The following is a 16,740-nucleotide window of genomic DNA, read 5'->3' as shown; positions in this document are numbered from 1 at the left end:
AAAACACTGGATCCAGGATTTGGAAATCAATCGATTGGAGAATTTTGCACTCATGAGCCTCGGAACCCAGGTGCGCCTTGCGCGCCTCTTCTCGCATCCATCGGGCAATCTTTTTGGCGGCGCGGTCGACCACTTTGTCGGCTATGGCGACGTGCGCAAAGGCGGTCTTGCCGATCTGCCCGGTGCGCTCGCCCGCGTCATGGTGGGCAAACCCGACTACGTCAGCATCCAGCCTGGCACAGCGCGCCATCTATGGCCGCAATACGCGGGCAAGGCCTGCCTGGTGATCCAGGCCGGCTGCTTCACCCCGGACGATCGCATCTGTGAGCTGATCGCAACGCCCGAGGATGCCGTGCGCGCCGGCGCCGATGCCTTGGCCGTGGCCATTCCGGTACGCGGCGCGACCGAGGGCAAATACATACGCTGGCTGACCGATTCGGTGAATGCAGCGGCCCGCTACGGCATGCCGGTGGTCGCGCATATCTATCCTCGCGATTTCACCGACGGGGCAAAAATCGTCTTCACCCCCGACGAGATCGCCTATGCGGCGCGCATCGGCTACGAGTCTGGCGTCGACGTGATCAAGATCGGTTACACGGGAGATTTCGAATCGTTCCGAGAGACCGTTCGGACATGCCCGGTGCCGGTTGTGATCGCGGGTGGCCCGAAGACCGATACGCTGCTCGGCGCCCTCCAGCAGACGGCGGACGCCATCCGTGCCGGTGCGCGCGGTGCCGTGGTGGGCCGCAATCTCTGGGGGCATGGCGATCCGGAGAAAGCAGCGATAGCCTTTCGGGGCGTCATCCATGACGGCCTTTCGGCGCAAGACGCCCTGGCAAGGGCGGGTGCCTGAACGATGCCCGCCGTCCCTTCAATCCTCGGCTTCGGAGCTATTGCGATCGACGACATCGTCTATGTCGATCAGCCGTTGTCGGCGGGCAAGGGGAAGGTTCTGCAAAGCGCCCGGGCTTTCGGCGGAAATGTCGCGACGGCCCTTGCCGCCGTCGCGCGGCTCGGCGGCACCGCCGGGTTCGTCGGATGGCTGGGCAGTGCCGCGGACGACGCCGTGCTGTGCGATCTCGTTGCGAGCGGTGTTGAAACTGCATTCGCGCCGCGCCACCCGCACGCACGCCCGGTGCGCTCGCGGATCACCGTCGGCTCGGATGGGGAGCGGTTCATCGCCTATGACGACGAAGCGATGCTGGGCACCGCGCCGGACTTTCCGGACGAGGTCCTCAGCCGCGCGACAGTCCTGATCGTCGATAGTTACGCGATCCGGTCGCTGGATGTCGTGGTTCGGGCTCGCGATCTCGGCCTTGCGATCCTCGGCGATATCGAATGGAGCAGAGGCCCAGCCACCGAGAAGCTGATCGCGCTCTGCGACCACCTCATTCTTCCCCTCGGCTTTGCGCGGATCGCCACAGGGTGCCGCTCGCCCGCCGAGATACTCGATGCATTGTGGTTGCCGTCGCGGTCCGCCGTGGTTCTGACGGATGGCGGCAGGGGCGTCTATTATCGCGGACGCGACGAGAAAGGGCTCTGGCACCTGCCTCCCCATCGGGTTGCCGTTGTCGATTCGACCGGCGCCGGTGACTGCTTTCATGGCGCCTATGCCCTGGCATTGACGCGCGGGGCCGACACCCCACGCCGGGTCGCGTTCGCGGCCGCGGCGGCGGCCCTTTCGATAACGGGGCGGGGCGGGCGCGAGGCGCTGCCGACCGACGGCCAGGTCACGGAATTCCTTGCATCGACGAACGCGCCGTCGGCAGTCGAACTGAAATATGCGCCGCTCGATACTGGTACATAGCCTGAACTGTCCGAGCAAATATTTCGCAGGCGAACATAAGCCAAGGAGAACTATAAAAATCGGCGGGCTGGACTTGTGGAGGGAGGAATATGGCTCAAGTCATTCTTGAGAATATCTGCAAAACCTACGGGAACAATTTTAACGCGATCGACCACTTGAACCTGTCGGTCGAGGACGGCGAGTTTTTGATTCTCGTCGGGCCGTCAGGCTGCGGCAAATCCACCGCGTTGCGGATGATCGCTGGGTTGGAGGACATTACCAGCGGCAGCCTTCGGATCGGCGGCATCGACGTCGTCGACATGCCGCCCAAGGACCGCGACATCGCGATGGTCTTCCAGAGTTACGCGCTCTACCCGCATATGACCGTGTTCGAAAACATTGCTTTTTCGATGAGGCTGGCAGGCAAGCCAAAGGCCGAGCGCAAGAAGCGCGTCGACGAGATCGCCAAAACCCTGCAGCTGACGTCGCTGCTGGACAGCAAACCCGCGAATCTTTCAGGCGGACAGCGTCAACGGGTTGCCATGGGCCGCGCCATGGTGCGCGACCCGGCCGCCTTTCTCATGGACGAGCCCCTTTCGAATCTGGACGCGAAACTGCGTGTTCAAATGCGCGCCGAAATCACCAGCCTGCAAAAGCAGCTGGGCGTCACGACCATATACGTCACCCACGACCAAACCGAAGCGATGACGATGGGGGACAGGGTCGCGGTGCTGAAAGGCGGCGTGCTGCAGCAGGTCGACACCCCCAAGAGACTCTATGAATCGCCGGTGAACGCCTTCGTCGCCGGCTTCATCGGTTCTCCTTCGATGAACCTTTTCGAGGCGACCCTGGCGGGCGACGACCTGATTTCCGGCACCTTCGCCATCCGGCTGCAGGATGAGGCCTTCGTCCGCAGGCCGGGCTTGAGATCGTATGCGGGACGCAAGGTCGTGTTCGGGATTCGACCGGAGCATCTCTATGACAGCAGCCTCGAATCCGGTCGCAAGTACCAGACGATCCCGGCAAAGGTGACCTCGATCGAAGAACTCGGATCCGAGCACATCGTCCACCTGAACATCGACGCGGTCCGGGTAGATTCCGGCGACCCGGACGCGGTGGAGGATTTCGGCCGGGCGTCGAACGCGGTGGCGAAATTCGAACCGGTCAGCGCAGCCCGCTCCGGTTCGGAAATCCGGGTGGCCCTGGATGATGCCAAGCTCCATTTCTTCGATCCCGAGACGCATCTGGCGATCTGAACATCCGTGGCAAGGCCCGCGGGCGAGGGCGAGGCGTCCGCGTAAGAAGACTTCTGAATAACCAGACGATCGGCGGCATTGTGCGGTCGATCATAAAAGAGAAGGAGGAGAATATGACGTTTCATATGAAATCCGCGATGCTGAAAATAGCCGCGGCCGCGTGGTTGCTTGGCGCAACCGGTGCCATGGCGGACACGACGCTGGAATTCACCCAATGGTGGGAGCCCGAACTGCCGGCCGGCTCGCTCAGGGCAATCATGGATGGCTTCGAGGCCGCAAACCCCGGAATCAAGGTGACGCTGGTCAGCGGCCCCTACGCGACCACGCGGGACCAGATCTCGGTTGGGGCTGCAACCGGAACGCTCAGCGACGTCGTCGGCCTCGACGGCGCCTGGGTGAACAATCTGAACGCGCAGAACGCACTCGCCGACATGAACCCGATGATGGATGCGAGCAAGTTCGACAAGAGCCAGGTCGCCGATATCATCAAGGTCGACGGCAAGGCGGTGATGTTTCCGGTCGCCTCGTTCGTTTATCCGGTTTTCGTCAATCTGGACCTTGCCGCCCAGGCAGGCGTGACCAAGCTGCCGTCGACGCGCGCGGAATTTCTCGAAGCCGCCAAGAAGATGACGCACGCCGACAAGAACCAGTATGGCTGGGTGCTGCCTCTGTCGCTGCAAACGCCTTCCGGTGTCCAGAACGACATGATGTCGTGGGTCTGGGCTTCGGGTCAGTCGATGATGGCGAACGGCAAGCCCGCCCTCGAGGGCAAACCGGTGGTGGATATGCTCTCCTTCGTCAAATCGCTCAATGACGCCGGCACCATCTCGCCCGGCATCGCCACCAAGACCGAACAGGAAAAAGTCGAGGAATTCGTCAACGACCGCGTCGGGATGATGATCGACTCGCTCGCGCATGTGAACCTCATCCGCAAGCGCAATCCCAAGCTGAACTTCGACCTCATCCCGGTCCCGGTTGTGGAGGGCTATACGGGCAAGCGCGGCCTTCCCTATGCCTCCTGGGGCATCGGCATCTCCGCTGCCTCGAAACATCAGGAGGAGGCTTGGAAACTCGTCCAGTATCTGATGAGCGAAAAGGTGAACGCCAAGCTCGTCTCGCTTGCCAACGCCTTCCCGGGCAACGTCAACGCCAAGCCCGATTTCGTGACCTCCGACAAGGCTTTCGGCAAGGCTTTCGAGATCTTCAAGACCGGCTATCTCGCCAACGAGTTCACGGGCCTGCCGGTGGCTGAAGACCTGATGACCCAGTTCGACGTGCAGGCTCAAAAGATGCTTGCCGGCGAGCAAACGCCGGAAGAAGCAGCCGCTGCCGCGCAAAAGGGCTGGATAGCGAAATTCTGACCCTCGTGCTCCGCTCTTGCGGCCCATCTACCGGTTGGCCTGCCATTAGGCGGGCCAGCCGGCAAATGACCACTCCGAATGGTTTGAAGCTCTTTTCTCTTGTCGCGAGGTTGGCCCTATGACCCGGCAGAAGCGCTCCCATCACAAGCTCAAGCGAGCCGTGACACCTTATCTCTATCTGTCGCCCTCGCTGCTCATAGTCGGGCTCCTGATGCTGTTGCCGATGGTTACGGTGATTGCCTATTCCTTTCAGAACAGCGCGGTCCTGCGTCGTGATCCATCCTTTGCCGGGCTAAAGCACTACCAGGCGATCTTTGACGATCCGGTGTTCTGGGCTTCGCTGTGGCATACGCTCTATTTCACATGCATGAGTGTGGTTTTCCACATGACCATCGGCATGATCTTCGCGCTCATGCTGAACAGCGACCGCATCAATCCGACGCTGCGCAATGTACTGCGCGTGCTCTACATACTGCCTTGGCTGTTCACCGCGGTGATCATCGCCGTGATCTGGCGCCTCCTGCTTGAGCCGAACGGCGTCGTGAACAGCATCCTCATGCAGATGGGCATCATCGGTTCCAAGGTCGAGTGGTTTTCCTCGCCCGAGACCGCGCTGCATGCCGTCACTTTCGCCAATATCTGGGCGGGCTACCCACTTTTCATGGTCAGCCTGCTCGCAGGCCTGCAAGGCATTCCCAAGGACTTCTACGAGGCTGCCGATATCGACGGGGCGAAAGCCTACCAGAAGCTGATCTTCATCACCATCCCGCAGCTGATGCCGATCATCATCAGCATCTCGCTGCTCGACTTCATCTGGACCATGCAGGTCTTCCCGTTGATCTGGATCACCACGGGCGGCGGCCCGATCTACGCGACCGAGGTCCTCAGCACCTACACCTACAAGCTGGCGTTTTCGAGCTACAACCTGTCTCAGGCATCGGCGAGCGCCGTGGTCATCCTGCTGATCTCTCTCGGCCTGACGCTGTTCTATATTCGCTATCAGCGGGCCAGGTAGGACGCCATGAGGAAACGGAACTCCGGCAAGGACAAACTGACCACCGTCGCGCTGCATGTTGCTCTTGCGGCAGGGCTGTTCTTCGCAGCCTTCCCGATTTACTGGATGCTCAGCAGCTCGTTCAAGTCGAATACCGAAATCTTTGCCCTGCCACCGACCATCCTGCCGAAGGCCTTCACCCTGGAAGCCTATGCGGCCATCCTTGGCGACCCGGTAAAGCTGCGCTTCTTCTTCAACAGCTACTTCGTCGCGGGGGCGGTGACCGTGCTCACGGTGCTGATCGCCTTGCTGGCGGCCTATGGGTTCAGCCGCTTCAACTTCCGCGGCAAGGGCATTCTGAACACACTCATCATCAGCACGCAGACGATCCCTCCGATCACGCTTCTGATCCCCTTCTTCGGGCTTGTCGTCTCGTACGGCATCTTCGACACCTATGTCGCGCTGATCCTGACCTACCTGGTGTTTACGTTGCCCTATGCGATCCTGCTGATGACAGGGTACCTGAACACGTTGCCACGCGATCTCGATGAAGCCGTTGCCGTTGACGGCGGCACCAGTTGGACGGCGCTCTGGCGGGTAATCGTGCCGATCTCACTGCCTGGTATCGTGGCGACGTCGGTCTACACCTTCCTGTTATGCTGGAACGAGTTTCTCTTTGCGCTGACACTGACGAAGTCGACCTCCATGCGCACCGTTCCGATCGGCATACAGCTGTTGATGGGGCAGCACGCCTTCGAATGGAACCAGATGATGGCGATGAGCGTGCTCGGCTCGCTACCGCTCTTGCTCATCTACCTCGTTGCCCAGAGGTTCTTCCTCGCCGGCATGACCGCGGGCTCGGTCAAGTAGGATGTCCATCCCAAGGAGACTGACGGAGCAGGGTCCGTGTGTTGCAATGGATGATTGGACCCTGTCTGCTGGCGGGCGATATCGCCGCGCCTCCGCCGTCGTCACCGTTCCGCTGATTGCACTCGTGCCGTTCTTCCATCATCGAAGGGCTGACGCAGGGCGGCATCAAGGAATGGGCGGGATCAAGGAATGAAAGGATGAACGTGAAAGACCTCAAAGTCGGCTGCCAGACCTTCACCTGGGAAATGCTGGGAGACCGGTTCACCGGCGGCCCCGACGATCTGTTGAAGGCGATCGCCGATGGTGGCTATGCCGGCATCGAGATCACCGACACCATGATCGGCCACTATGCCGGCAAACCCACCGAGTTCGCCGCCGCGCTGAAGTCGTCCGGTCTGGCGCTCATTTCCTTCGCCTTCGGCTCCAGGAGCGGCTTCACGCTCAAGAACGGGATCGGCACCGATCTCGAAACCGCCAGGCGCTGGATCGATTTCGTGGCAAACTTTCCCGATGCGCTCGTGTCGATGGGCTCGGCCACCGTCGTCTCCGACGGGCCACGCCACGACAAATTCGCTGTCGCGGCCGAGGTTTACAACAAGGCCGGCGAACTCGGCCGCAAGGCGGGTGTCCAGGTGGCGGTGCATCCGAGTTCGCACCACAACACGCTGCTGTTCGACCGCGCCGATTACGACGCGATTTTTGCCTTGCTCGACCCCGATCTGGTCGGCTGGGTGCCGGATACCGGTCACATCCTGCGCGGCCACAGGGACATGGCCGACACGCTCACCACCTACCGCGACCGCATCCGCTACATCCACCTCAAGGACGTCGATGCCGACGGCACCTGGGCGATGCTGGGCCAAGGCGTCTGCGACACGCCTAAGGTCATCGAGATCGCCGGTACCGCGCCGAACTTCAACGGCTGGCTGGTGCTGGAAGAAGAATCCGACACCGCCGCCGCCGATCCGGCCGGCGCGGTCAAGACCAACCGCCGGACGATGCGCGGCTACGGGGCCTGAGACGATGATCAAGAAACAGGACAGACGCCTCAGGGTCGGTGTGCTCGGCTGCGGCCCGATCGCCCAGTTCGCGCATCTGGAATCCTGCGTCAAGGCCGGCAATGCCGACCTCTACGCCATCTGCGATGCGGCACCCGATTTGCTCGCCCGCATGGGCGCCACCTATGAACCAAAGAAGATGTATGCCGACTATGACGCCATGCTCGCAGATCCCGAGCTCGAAGCAGTCATCGTCGCCACGTCGGATGCCTATCACGTGCCAATGTCGATCAAGGCGCTCGATGCCGGCAAGCATGTTCTCTGCGAAAAGCCGATCGGTACCTCGGTCGAGGAAGGCGAGGCCTTGGCAGAGGCGGTCAAGCGCTCCGGCAAGGTGCTGCAGGTCGGCCACATGAAGCGCTTCGATCCGGCGCTGGAGGCCGCCCGCGACTTCGTTCGCGACGAGATGGGCGAGGTGCTGGCACTGAAGGCCTGGTATTGCGACTCCACCCACCGCTACACCAACACCGACGCCGTGCAGCCGCTGCCAGTCACCAGCAAGCTCGCAAAAAAGCCCGGCGGAAATCCCAAGGCTGATCTCAGGCGATATTTCATGCTGGCGCACGGATCGCATTTGGTTGACACCGCCCGCTTCCTCTGTGGCGACATCGTTGCCGTGCGCGCCCGCCTCAACGAGCGCTTCGGCGCCTATTGCTGGTTCGTCGAAACCGAATTCGCCAGCGGCGCGCTCGGCCATCTCGACCTCACCGTCGCCGTGCGCATGGACTGGCACGAAGGGTTTCAGCTCTATGGCGAGAACGGTTCCGTCATCGCCAAAACCTTCAATCCTTGGTATTTCCGCGCCAGCGAGGTCGACATCTTCCATGAGAAGGACGCGACCTCGCGAAAACCGCTTGGTGCCGACGGCCACTTCTTCCGTCGCCAGCTCGAGGGCCTTGCCGACACCGTGCTCACCGGCGCGCCGATGCGCGGCGCCAATGTCGGGGACGGCATTGCGTCGATCCGCGCCATGGTGGCAATTGCGCGCTCTGTCGAGACTGGCGAGCGGATCGAGCTTGCCTCGGTTTCGGGTGCGGCCTGATGCGCCTCGGCATCTTCGCCAAGACATTTGCGGGCACCGACCCGGCCACCGTGCTGGCTGCCGTGAAGCAGGCCGGCTACGAGACGACGCAGTTCAATCTCGCCTGCGCCGGCCTGCCGTCGATGCCGGATGCCGTGCCGGCGAATGCCGTCGCCGCCACTGGTGCCGCCGCGCGATCGTCAGGCGTTTCGCTGGCCGCGCTGTCGGGCACCTACAACATGGCGCATCCTGACAAGGCTGCGCGCGACGACGGACTGAGGCGCCTGGCGGTGGTCATCGACACTGCAGCCAAGCTCGACATCCCACTGGTGACGCTCTGCACCGGCTCGCGCAACGCAGCCGACCAATGGGCATACCATCCCGACAATGCCGATCCGTCGGCCTGGTTCGACATGGCCGTCGAAATGGCGAAGGCACTGGCGCTGGCCGAGGAGGCCGGCATCGATCTCGGTATCGAGCCCGAGCAGGCCAACATCGTCACCTCGGCCATGGATGCGACCCGGCTGATCGCCGAGATGGGTTCGAAGCATCTGAAGATCGTGCTCGACCCCGCCAACCTGTTCGAGCATGCAAAGCCCGATGAAGCGAGAGCCATCGTCGCCGCCGCGATCGATGAGGCCGCTGGCCACATCGCCATGGCGCACGCCAAGGATCGTTTTGCCGACGGCCGCTTCGCCACATCAGGCCAGGGTGTCGTCGACTTCCCGGATTTCGTCGCGCGGCTGAAGGGGGTGGGTTTCGATGGCGCGCTCGTCACCCACGGCTTGTCCGCCGACGAGGCTCCTGGCGTCGCAACCATCCTGCGGGGGCTGCTCTGATGGGTGCCGCGCCGACGATCATGCTGCGCGACGACGCTGCGCTCCACGTCTTCGACACGGGGCAGGGGCTTCCCATCGTCTTCCAGCATGGCCTCGGCGGCGATGCCGCGCAGGTGGCGCTGAACTTTCCCGACAGTCCGTCGCGCCGCCGGCTGACTGTGGAATGCCGCGCGCAGGGCGGCTCAGGTGCCGGCGGCAAGCGTCCGTTTTCGATCGGGATGTTCGCCAACGATGTGCTCGCCGCTGCCGATGCAGCTGGCATTGAGCGCTTCGTTGCCGGTGGCATCTCGATGGGCGCCGCCATTGCACTGCACCTGGCGGCCCGCCACCCGGCTCGCGTCACCGCTCTTGTGCTGGTGCGCCCGGCCTGGACCTTCGACGCGGCCCCGCAAAACATGCGCCCTTACGTCGAAGTGGCGGAACTCATCCGCGACCACCCGCTGGAAGAGGCGCGCGACATCTTCGCGGCTTCGGCAACGGCGGCCCGCTTTCGCAGCGAGGCGCCGGACAATCTCGCCTCGTTGCTCGGCTTCTTCGCGCGTGACAACGCGAGCGTTTTTGCCGAGGTGATGCAGGCGATCGCCAATGACGGGCCTGGCGTGACGCGGGCGATGGCGACCGGCCTCGCAATCCCGACGCTCGTCGTCGGCAGCGGCATAGACCTCGTCCATCCCCTGGCGACCGCCCGCGAACTGGCTGAGACCATCCCCGGCGCCGCCCTCACCGAGGTGACGCCGAAAGCCCTCGACAAGGATCGCCATTTCACCGAAATCCGCGCCGCCATCGGCGGCTTTCTCGATAGAAATTTCAACAACCAGGACCAATCATGATCTCGAAACCTTTGTCAGGCCCGGCCGCCATTGCCGCACTGCCGCGCGACCGTCTGATCGCCGAATTCTCATCGTGGTCGGCCAATCTCGCCAATTTCGAGAGCGACTTGCAGCGCATCGAACCCTATGCCGATATGCACCACATCGACGTCGCGGACGGCCATTTCGCGCCGTCCTTCCTGTTCTTCCCCGATCTCGTCGCCCGTATCGCCAAACTGACGGCCAGGCCCATCCACGTCCATCTGATGGTCGACCAAGCAATCGTCGAAGAACAGACGCGCCAGTTCATCGAGGCCGGCGCCGACATGATCAGCGTCCATGCCGAGAACGGCGAGGCGGGTCTGCGCGCGGTGCGGCTGGCGCATGAACTCGGCGCCGAGGCCGGCGTCGTGCTGAGGCTGGAGACCCCTGTAGAGGCGATGAAGCCTTTCGTCTCCGAAGTGGCGTTCGTCACGCTTCTTGGAACCGCGATCGGCGTCAAGGGCCAGGGCCTGTCGGAGAAGGCCTGTGACAGGCTGGGCGAAGCCCGCGCCATCCTGAGGAACGCTGGTCGTGAGTCGGCCGTGGTGCTCGCCGCCGATGGCGGCATCCGCCACGAAACCGTGCCGCTGCTGCGCGCCGCCGGCGCCGAGACCGTGGTGCTCGGTTCGCTCGCTTTCGGCGACAAGGATCTCGCCGGCCGCATCGGCTGGTTGCGTGGTCTGAAGGTCGCGGCCTGATGAGCATTGAAGTCGCCCTCGCGATCGATCTTGGCGGCACCGAGCTTCGTGCCGCCCTGGTCGACCGTGACGGCAAGATCCTGGCCTTCGCGGCTGTGCCGACGCAGGCGCAGGCCGGCCCCGACGTGGTGATCGGCCAGATCGAGGCGCTGGCCGCGACCATTCATGCCGAAGCGCCGGGGCTGTCGATCCTCGGCGTCGGCGTCGGCGCGCCGGGCCCGCTCGATCCGCTGGCCGGCATCGCCGTCGGACCGCCGACGCTGGCCGGCTGGCAGGACGTGCCGCTGGCCGACATCCTCGAGCGGCGGCTCGGCCTGCCGGTGCGGCTGGAGAACGACGCCAATGCGGCAGCGCTCGGCGAATGGCGCTTCGGCGCCGGCCACGGTGCGCGCTCCCTGGTCTTCGTCACCGTCTCGACCGGGATCGGCGGTGGCGTCGTCGCCGACGGACGCATCCTGCACGGCCGTCGCGGTCTTGCCGCGGAGATCGGCCACATGACCATCACCAACGAAGGCGAGCGCTGCGTGTGCGGCGTCGTCGGCTGCTTCGAGGCGATCGCTTCGGGAACCGCGCTCGGCCGCCGCGCCAATGCCGCAACGTCTCCTTTGGACGGTTCGACGCTGCGCCGCCTCTCGGCCAACGCCGAGGTCACGGGTCGCCACGTGGTCGAGGCCGCAGGGCTGCAGGACGACCTCGCTCTGGCTCTGCTCGAGGAGGAGGCGCGCTGGCTGGGCGTCGGCTTCACCAACCTTTTGCACCTCTATTCGCCCGACGTGCTGGTCGTTGGCGGCGGCATCGCCAATGGCCTCGACCTGATGGCGCCCGTCATCGGGGCGACCATCCGCCAGCGCGCCATGCGCGCCTATCGCGACGTGCCGGTCGTCCAGGCCCAGCTCGGCCGCCACGCCGGGCTGGTCGGCGCGGCGAGCCTCGTCCTGTCCGATGATTTGGGCACGTTGGCGGCTCCCATGCCGGTCGGCCCAAGCACATATCCGGACACGCGGAAGGACTTCAACGGCTGAGCTCAAGCTTGCGCGGCCCTGTCTCGCCGCAAGCCGGTCCGTCGCGCTGCGACCCCTTCGCGGGGGGTGGCAAGGCCGTGCCACCGCTGCGCAAAGCCGTCTGATAGCGATGAAACATGACCATGGCCGCAAGCGGCGTGCTTGCGGCCATTATCCGTCGTATGAAACGGTGGATCACTCGGCGGGAACGATGTCCGCCGGCAGGCTGTCGTCGGCGCTCCCAGCCAGCGCTCTCGCCAGCTTGGCCTCATCGAGTTCGCCTTCCCAGCGCGCCACGACCAGCGTCGCCACCGCATTGCCGACGAAGTTGGTCAGCGCCCGGCATTCCGACATGAAGCGGTCGACGCCGAGGATCAGTGCCATGCCGGCGACCGGCACCGAGGGAACCACCGAAAGCGTGGCGGCCAAGGTGATGAAGCCTGCCCCGGTGATGCCGGCGGCACCCTTGGACGACAGCATCGCCACCAGCAGCAGCAGGATCTGGTCTGATATCGACAGATGGATGTTCGTCGCCTGGGCGATGAACAGAGCGGCAAGCGTCATGTAGATGTTGGTGCCGTCGAGATTGAAGGAATAGCCGGTCGGGATGACCAGTCCGACCACCGAGCGCTTGGCGCCGGCCTTCTCCATCTTCTCCATCAGCGAGGGCAGGGCTGCTTCCGACGACGAGGTGCCCAGTACCAGAAGCAGCTCCTCCTTGATGTAGCGGATCAGCGACAGGATCGAGAAGCCGTTGTAGCGGCAGACGGCACCGAGCACGACGAACACGAACAGGAACGAGGTCGCGTAGAAGGTTCCGACCAGCATGGCGAGGTTGATGACCGAGCCGATGCCGTATTTGCCGATGGTGAAGGCCATCGCACCGAACGCGCCGATCGGGGCTGCCTTCATCAGCACGCTGACCAGCTTGAACATCGGCGCCATCAGCGCCTGCAGGAAATTGAGCACCGGCGTGCCCTTGTCGCCGACCAGCGCCAGCGCGATGCCGAACAGGACCGAGAAGAACAGCACCTGCAGGATGTCGCCGTCGGCGAAGGCGCCGACGATCGTGCCGGGAATGATGTTCATCAGGAAGCCGGTGACCGACTGGTCATGTGCCTTGGCCGCGTAAGTGTTGACCGTCGAGGCGTCGAGCGTCGCCGGATCGATGTTGAAGCCGGCGCCTGGCTGCACGACATTGGCCACGACAAGGCCGATGATCAGCGCCAGCGTCGAGAAGGTGAGGAAATAGAGCATCGCCTTGCCGGCGACGCGGCCGACCTTCTGCAGGTCGCTCATGCCGGCGATACCGGTTGCGACCGTCAGGAAGATGACCGGGGCGATGATCATCTTGACCAGCTTGATGAAGGCGTCGCCGAGCGGCTTCATGCTCTCGCCGATCGACGGATAGTAATGGCCGAGCAGGATGCCGACGGTGATCGCCACCAGCACTTGCACGTAGAGCTGGGCATAGAGGGGCTTGCGCTGCGCGGCGGGCGCGGCGGATTGGTCTGCGATATGCATCGAACTCTCCCTGGCCGGATGGACGGAACCCGCCCTGCGTAACTTCTCCCATCGCGGCGTTCCGGTCGCCCGCCGCTGCACGGATGTTTGCAAACGCTGTGCCAGATGCCGGACAGGCCGGAATCCCTGGGTTCAGCCGTTCCTGCCTTGCCTTTGACGGAGAGTTGTGCGGATTTCCGCACAGGTCTTATTTGCCTGGGCGGAATTTCGCATTAGACTGGGGGCAAAGCCGGGGAGCAAAGGGAGAGGGCCGACGCCACAACAGCGCATCGATAGCGGATCCCCGGGGTTTGCCGGCCGCGACCTGCTGCGCGAAGCGGTAGCGCGCCTGCGCGGCCGTTGGCTGTTTGCGGCAATAGCGCTCGCTCTGCTTGCCGGCGCGGTTGCCACCGCCGGGCGCATCGCCGAGGGTCAGGCCGCCGATGACCTGCGCGACGGGGCATTGGCCGCCTTGCCGCTGGCGGCCGGAACCCTGACCGGCGAAATCGAAAAGCAACGTCTCGTGCCGCTGGTGCTGGCGCGCGACGATGCGGTGCGTGATGCGCTGCGCCGTGCCGGGAAAGTCGAGGAAACAGCGCTCGACGCCAAGCTGAAGGCCATAGCCGGCGATGCGTCGGCCTCGGCCATCTATGTCATCGATACGGCGGGCATGGCGATATCGGCCAGCAATGCCGGCCAGCCGGACAGCTTTGTCGGCATCGATTATAATTTTCGCCACTATTTCACCGATGCGATGGCCAAGGGCGCGGCCAGCCAGTATGGCCTCGGCACGATCAGCGGCAAGCCGGGACTCTACCTTGCCGGCCGTGTCGACGACGGTGGCAAACCGCTTGGCGTCGCGGTTCTGAAGGTCGAACTCGGCGGTGTCGAAGCCAATTGGCGGGCGAGCGGCTTTCTCGTTTTCGTCACCGACGAGCGCGGCGTCGTTCTGGCCACCAGCCAGCCCGACTGGCGGTTCCATGCGCTGGCGCCGCTCTCCGCCGCGGATGCCGCCGCGGCGCATGACCAGCTTCAACTGGTCGACGCCGCCTTCGAGCCGCTGCCGATACGGCGTGGCGCCGGTGACGGCCTGGCGACGATCGAAGAAGCCGGAAAATCGCGCCGGTTCGTCGAGGTGGTGCAGGACTTGCCCGGTGCCGTCCCCGGCTGGCGCCTGTGGCTGCTGACGCCCGCCGATGCCGCCTTGACCGCCGCCGCCAACACGGCGCGCCTGACGACACTGCTCGGGCTGCTGCTGATGGGGCTGCTTGCCTATGTGTTCACCCGGCGCCGGCGCACACGCCGGCTGCGGCAGGAGGCGCTGGCGCGCATGAATGCCGAACTCGAAAGCCGGGTCAGTTCCCGGACCGCCGAACTGACGCGATCGAACACGGCCCTTGCCGGCGAAATCGCCGAGCGCGAAAACGCCGAGGCCAAGGTCCGCCGGCTGCGCGACGATCTTGCCCAGGCCAACCGGCTCTCCATCCTCGGCCAGATCGCCGCCGGCGTGGCGCATGAGATCAATCAGCCGGTCGCCGCCATCCGCACCTATGCCGAGAATGCCCGCCGCTTTCTCGAGGCCGGCAAGACCGAACCGGCAAGCGGCAACCTGACCTCGATCGTCTCGATGACCGAGCGCATCGGCGCGATCACCAGCACGCTGCGCACCTTTGCGCGACGGCCTGGCGTCGCTGCCTCGCCCTTGCCGGTACGCGAGGCGATCGAGGGCGCGCTGTCGCTGCTGTCCGGCCGCATCCGCGATTCCGGCGTCACCATCGTCAAGCCGCGCGGCACCGCATCGCCATTGGTGATGGCAAGCCGCATCCGGCTGGAGCAGATCCTCGTGAACCTGTTGCAGAACGCGCTGGACGCCATGAAGGACCGGCCTGATCCCCGCATTGAGATCGACCTCGCCGAACGCGGCGACCGCGTGCTGATTTCGGTGCGCGACAATGGGCCCGGCCTCCAGCCGGACGCGGCCGCCAATCTGTTCATGCCGTTCCAGACCACCAAGGAGAAGGGGCTTGGCCTTGGCCTGGTGATCTCGCAGGAGATCGCCCAAGAATTGGGCGGCACGCTGCGGCTCGACCCCGACACCGCCAGCGGCGCATCCTTCACCATCGACTTGAGGCGGATCGAATGACGCAGGGATCGGGGCTGGTCGCGCTTGTCGACGACGATGCGGATCTGCTGCATGCCACCACGCAACTGCTCGAACTTGCCGGCTTCACGGTGATCGGGCTCGACGCCGCCGAGGCAGCGCTTGGTGTCGTCGACAGGGACTTCGAGGGTGTGGTCGTCAGCGACATCCGCATGCCCGGCATGAATGGGCTGCAACTCTTCGACCGCGTCAAGGCTGTTGATCCCGACTTGCCGGTGATCCTGGTCACCGGGCATGGCGATGTCGATCTTGCGGTCGCCGCGCTCAAGGATGGGGTCTATGATTTCATCCCGAAACCCTATGCGGGGGAGCGTCTGGTGGAGGCGCTGAAGCGTGCATCGGAGAAGCGGCGGCTGGTGATGGAAAACCGGCGGCTCCGCGAAGCCGCCGCACTTGCCGCGGACGGCATGCCGTTGATCGGCGAAGCGCCGGCCATAAGGCGGCTGCGCGAGACCTTGCGCCAGATCGCCGACATGGACGTCGACGTGCTGGTGGAGGGCGAGACCGGAACCGGCAAGGAAGTGGTGGCCGACCTCCTGCACCGGTGGGGCCGGCGGCGTGCAAAGCCGTTCGTGGCACTGAACTGCGGCGCTCTGCCCGAGACCGTCATCGAAAGCGAGCTGTTCGGCCACGAGGCCGGCGCGTTTACCGGGGCGCAGCGACGGCGGATCGGCAGCATAGAGCATTCCAGCGGCGGCACGCTGTTCCTCGACGAGATCGAATCCATGCCGCCGGCCCTGCAGGTCAAGTTGTTGCGGGTGCTGGAGACGCGCAGCCTCACCCCGCTCGGCTCGAACGAAACAAGGCGCCTCGATCTCCGGGTCGTCGCGGCGACCAAGGTCGATCTCAGCCGGCAGGACCAGCGCGGCGATTTTCGCGAGGATCTCTATTTCCGCCTCAACGTGGTGACGCTGCGCATTCCGCCGCTGCGCGAGCGGCGCGGCGATATCGAGATGCTGTTCGGCCACTTCCTTGGCAAGGCGGCGAAACGGTTTGGCCGGCCAGTCGCCAAGGTGAACGCCGCCGTGAGCCATCATCTCCAGTCGCACGACTGGCCGGGCAATGTGCGCGAACTCGCCCATTTCGCCGATCGCGTCGCGCTCGGTCTTGGTCCCGATGACGAAACCAGGTTCTCGCCCGCACGATTGCCAGTGCCTGCCGCCGCACTGCCGGAGCGGGTCGGGCATTACGAGGCGCAGCTCATCCGCGACGCGCTGCGCGACCATGGCGGCGACGTGCGCGGCGCCATCGACGCGCTCGGCGTGCCGCGCAAGACGTTCTACGACAAGCTCAAGCGCTATGGCATCGCCGCATCTGATTTCCGTCCCTCTTGATCTTTCC

General features: G+C 64.3%; 15 protein-coding genes. 14 read left to right on the top strand and 1 reads right to left on the bottom strand.

What is annotated here, in order from left to right:
• The first annotated feature begins 52 nt into the window (after positions 1-52).
• The 12 genes from MESAU_RS25955 to MESAU_RS25900 all read left to right on the top strand — a co-directional run bounded on the left by MESAU_RS25955 (position 53) and on the right by MESAU_RS25900 (position 11,756).
• On the top strand, positions 53-853 hold the full coding sequence (locus MESAU_RS25955) for a beta/alpha barrel domain-containing protein (protein WP_015319001.1): 801 nt from the start codon (positions 53-55) through the stop codon (positions 851-853).
• Positions 854-856: 3 nt separating this feature from the next.
• A complete protein-coding gene (locus MESAU_RS25950) occupies positions 857-1,807 on the top strand; it encodes a PfkB family carbohydrate kinase (RefSeq protein WP_015319000.1) in 951 nt (316 codons plus the stop codon).
• Positions 1,808-1,896: 89 nt separating this feature from the next.
• A complete protein-coding gene (locus MESAU_RS25945; RefSeq protein ID WP_015318999.1) occupies positions 1,897-3,042 on the top strand; it encodes an ABC transporter ATP-binding protein in 1,146 nt (381 codons plus the stop codon).
• Between the two features lie 113 nt (positions 3,043-3,155).
• Positions 3,156-4,403 carry an ABC transporter substrate-binding protein gene (locus MESAU_RS25940; RefSeq protein ID WP_015318998.1) on the top strand — a complete coding sequence of 416 codons (1,248 nt, stop codon included), beginning with the start codon at positions 3,156-3,158 and terminating at the stop codon, positions 4,401-4,403.
• Positions 4,404-4,521: 118 nt separating this feature from the next.
• Positions 4,522-5,418 (top strand): carbohydrate ABC transporter permease, encoded by an 897-nt coding sequence (locus MESAU_RS25935; protein WP_015318997.1) that lies wholly within the window; start codon positions 4,522-4,524, stop codon positions 5,416-5,418.
• Between the two features lie 6 nt (positions 5,419-5,424).
• Complete coding sequence (locus MESAU_RS25930; protein ID WP_015318996.1) at positions 5,425-6,267, top strand: carbohydrate ABC transporter permease; 843 nt, start codon at positions 5,425-5,427, stop codon at positions 6,265-6,267.
• A gap of 197 nt (positions 6,268-6,464) precedes the next feature.
• Positions 6,465-7,286: a sugar phosphate isomerase/epimerase family protein gene (locus MESAU_RS25925; RefSeq protein WP_015318995.1), complete on the top strand. Its 822-nt coding sequence runs from the start codon at positions 6,465-6,467 to the stop codon at positions 7,284-7,286.
• 4 nt (positions 7,287-7,290) lie between these two features.
• Complete coding sequence (locus MESAU_RS25920) at positions 7,291-8,367, top strand: Gfo/Idh/MocA family protein (protein ID WP_015318994.1); 1,077 nt, start codon at positions 7,291-7,293, stop codon at positions 8,365-8,367.
• Positions 8,367-9,185 carry a sugar phosphate isomerase/epimerase family protein gene (locus MESAU_RS25915; RefSeq protein ID WP_015318993.1) on the top strand — a complete coding sequence of 273 codons (819 nt, stop codon included), beginning with the start codon at positions 8,367-8,369 and terminating at the stop codon, positions 9,183-9,185. Before MESAU_RS25920 ends, MESAU_RS25915 begins: the two co-directional genes overlap by 1 nt.
• On the top strand, positions 9,185-10,015 hold the full coding sequence (locus tag MESAU_RS25910; RefSeq protein WP_015318992.1) for an alpha/beta fold hydrolase: 831 nt from the start codon (positions 9,185-9,187) through the stop codon (positions 10,013-10,015). Before MESAU_RS25915 ends, MESAU_RS25910 begins: the two co-directional genes overlap by 1 nt.
• Positions 10,012-10,734 (top strand): ribulose-phosphate 3-epimerase, encoded by a 723-nt coding sequence (locus tag MESAU_RS25905; protein ID WP_015318991.1) that lies wholly within the window; start codon positions 10,012-10,014, stop codon positions 10,732-10,734. The genes MESAU_RS25910 and MESAU_RS25905 overlap by 4 nt, the downstream gene beginning before the upstream one ends.
• Entirely contained in the window at positions 10,734-11,756 is a 1,023-nt protein-coding gene (locus MESAU_RS25900; RefSeq protein ID WP_015318990.1) for an ROK family protein, read from the top strand. Before MESAU_RS25905 ends, MESAU_RS25900 begins: the two co-directional genes overlap by 1 nt.
• Before the next feature lie 174 nt (positions 11,757-11,930).
• Here the strand turns inward: MESAU_RS25900 and MESAU_RS25895 are convergent, their stop codons facing one another.
• On the bottom strand, positions 11,931-13,259 hold the full coding sequence (locus tag MESAU_RS25895; RefSeq protein ID WP_015318989.1) for a dicarboxylate/amino acid:cation symporter: 1,329 nt from the start codon (positions 13,257-13,259) through the stop codon (positions 11,931-11,933).
• Between the two features lie 166 nt (positions 13,260-13,425).
• On the opposite strand from MESAU_RS25895, the gene MESAU_RS25890 reads away from it, so the two are divergent.
• Both MESAU_RS25890 and MESAU_RS25885 read left to right on the top strand, forming a co-directional pair.
• A complete protein-coding gene (locus MESAU_RS25890; RefSeq protein ID WP_015318988.1) occupies positions 13,426-15,381 on the top strand; it encodes a sensor histidine kinase in 1,956 nt (651 codons plus the stop codon).
• Positions 15,378-16,733, top strand: coding sequence for a sigma-54-dependent transcriptional regulator (locus MESAU_RS25885; protein WP_015318987.1), 1,356 nt, complete (start codon positions 15,378-15,380; stop codon positions 16,731-16,733). Before MESAU_RS25890 ends, MESAU_RS25885 begins: the two co-directional genes overlap by 4 nt.
• The last annotated feature ends 7 nt before the right edge of the window (positions 16,734-16,740 follow it).

It is taken from the genome of Mesorhizobium australicum WSM2073 (assembly GCF_000230995.2).
GTDB classification, from domain to species: domain Bacteria; phylum Pseudomonadota; class Alphaproteobacteria; order Rhizobiales; family Rhizobiaceae; genus Mesorhizobium; species Mesorhizobium australicum.
This window is presented reverse-complemented; position numbering and strand designations above follow the sequence as displayed.

Excerpts from the sequence above, each read along its gene's own strand:
- MESAU_RS25895 (WP_015318989.1), bottom strand. The coding sequence starts at position 13,259 with ATGCATATCGCAGACCAATCCGCCGCGCCCGCCGCGCAGCGCAAGCCC.
- MESAU_RS25900 (WP_015318990.1), top strand. The coding sequence starts at position 10,734 with ATGAGCATTGAAGTCGCCCTCGCGATCGATCTTGGCGGCACCGAGCTT.
- MESAU_RS25955 (WP_015319001.1), top strand. The coding sequence starts at position 53 with ATGAGCCTCGGAACCCAGGTGCGCCTTGCGCGCCTCTTCTCGCATCCA.
- MESAU_RS25935 (WP_015318997.1), top strand. The coding sequence starts at position 4,522 with ATGACCCGGCAGAAGCGCTCCCATCACAAGCTCAAGCGAGCCGTGACA.
- MESAU_RS25885 (WP_015318987.1), top strand. The coding sequence starts at position 15,378 with ATGACGCAGGGATCGGGGCTGGTCGCGCTTGTCGACGACGATGCGGAT.
- MESAU_RS25950 (WP_015319000.1), top strand. The coding sequence starts at position 857 with ATGCCCGCCGTCCCTTCAATCCTCGGCTTCGGAGCTATTGCGATCGAC.
- MESAU_RS25940 (WP_015318998.1), top strand. The coding sequence starts at position 3,156 with ATGACGTTTCATATGAAATCCGCGATGCTGAAAATAGCCGCGGCCGCG.
- MESAU_RS25920 (WP_015318994.1), top strand. The coding sequence starts at position 7,291 with ATGATCAAGAAACAGGACAGACGCCTCAGGGTCGGTGTGCTCGGCTGC.
- MESAU_RS25945 (WP_015318999.1), top strand. The coding sequence starts at position 1,897 with ATGGCTCAAGTCATTCTTGAGAATATCTGCAAAACCTACGGGAACAAT.
- MESAU_RS25915 (WP_015318993.1), top strand. The coding sequence starts at position 8,367 with ATGCGCCTCGGCATCTTCGCCAAGACATTTGCGGGCACCGACCCGGCC.
- MESAU_RS25930 (WP_015318996.1), top strand. The coding sequence starts at position 5,425 with ATGAGGAAACGGAACTCCGGCAAGGACAAACTGACCACCGTCGCGCTG.
- MESAU_RS25905 (WP_015318991.1), top strand. The coding sequence starts at position 10,012 with ATGATCTCGAAACCTTTGTCAGGCCCGGCCGCCATTGCCGCACTGCCG.
- MESAU_RS25925 (WP_015318995.1), top strand. The coding sequence starts at position 6,465 with ATGAACGTGAAAGACCTCAAAGTCGGCTGCCAGACCTTCACCTGGGAA.
- MESAU_RS25910 (WP_015318992.1), top strand. The coding sequence starts at position 9,185 with ATGGGTGCCGCGCCGACGATCATGCTGCGCGACGACGCTGCGCTCCAC.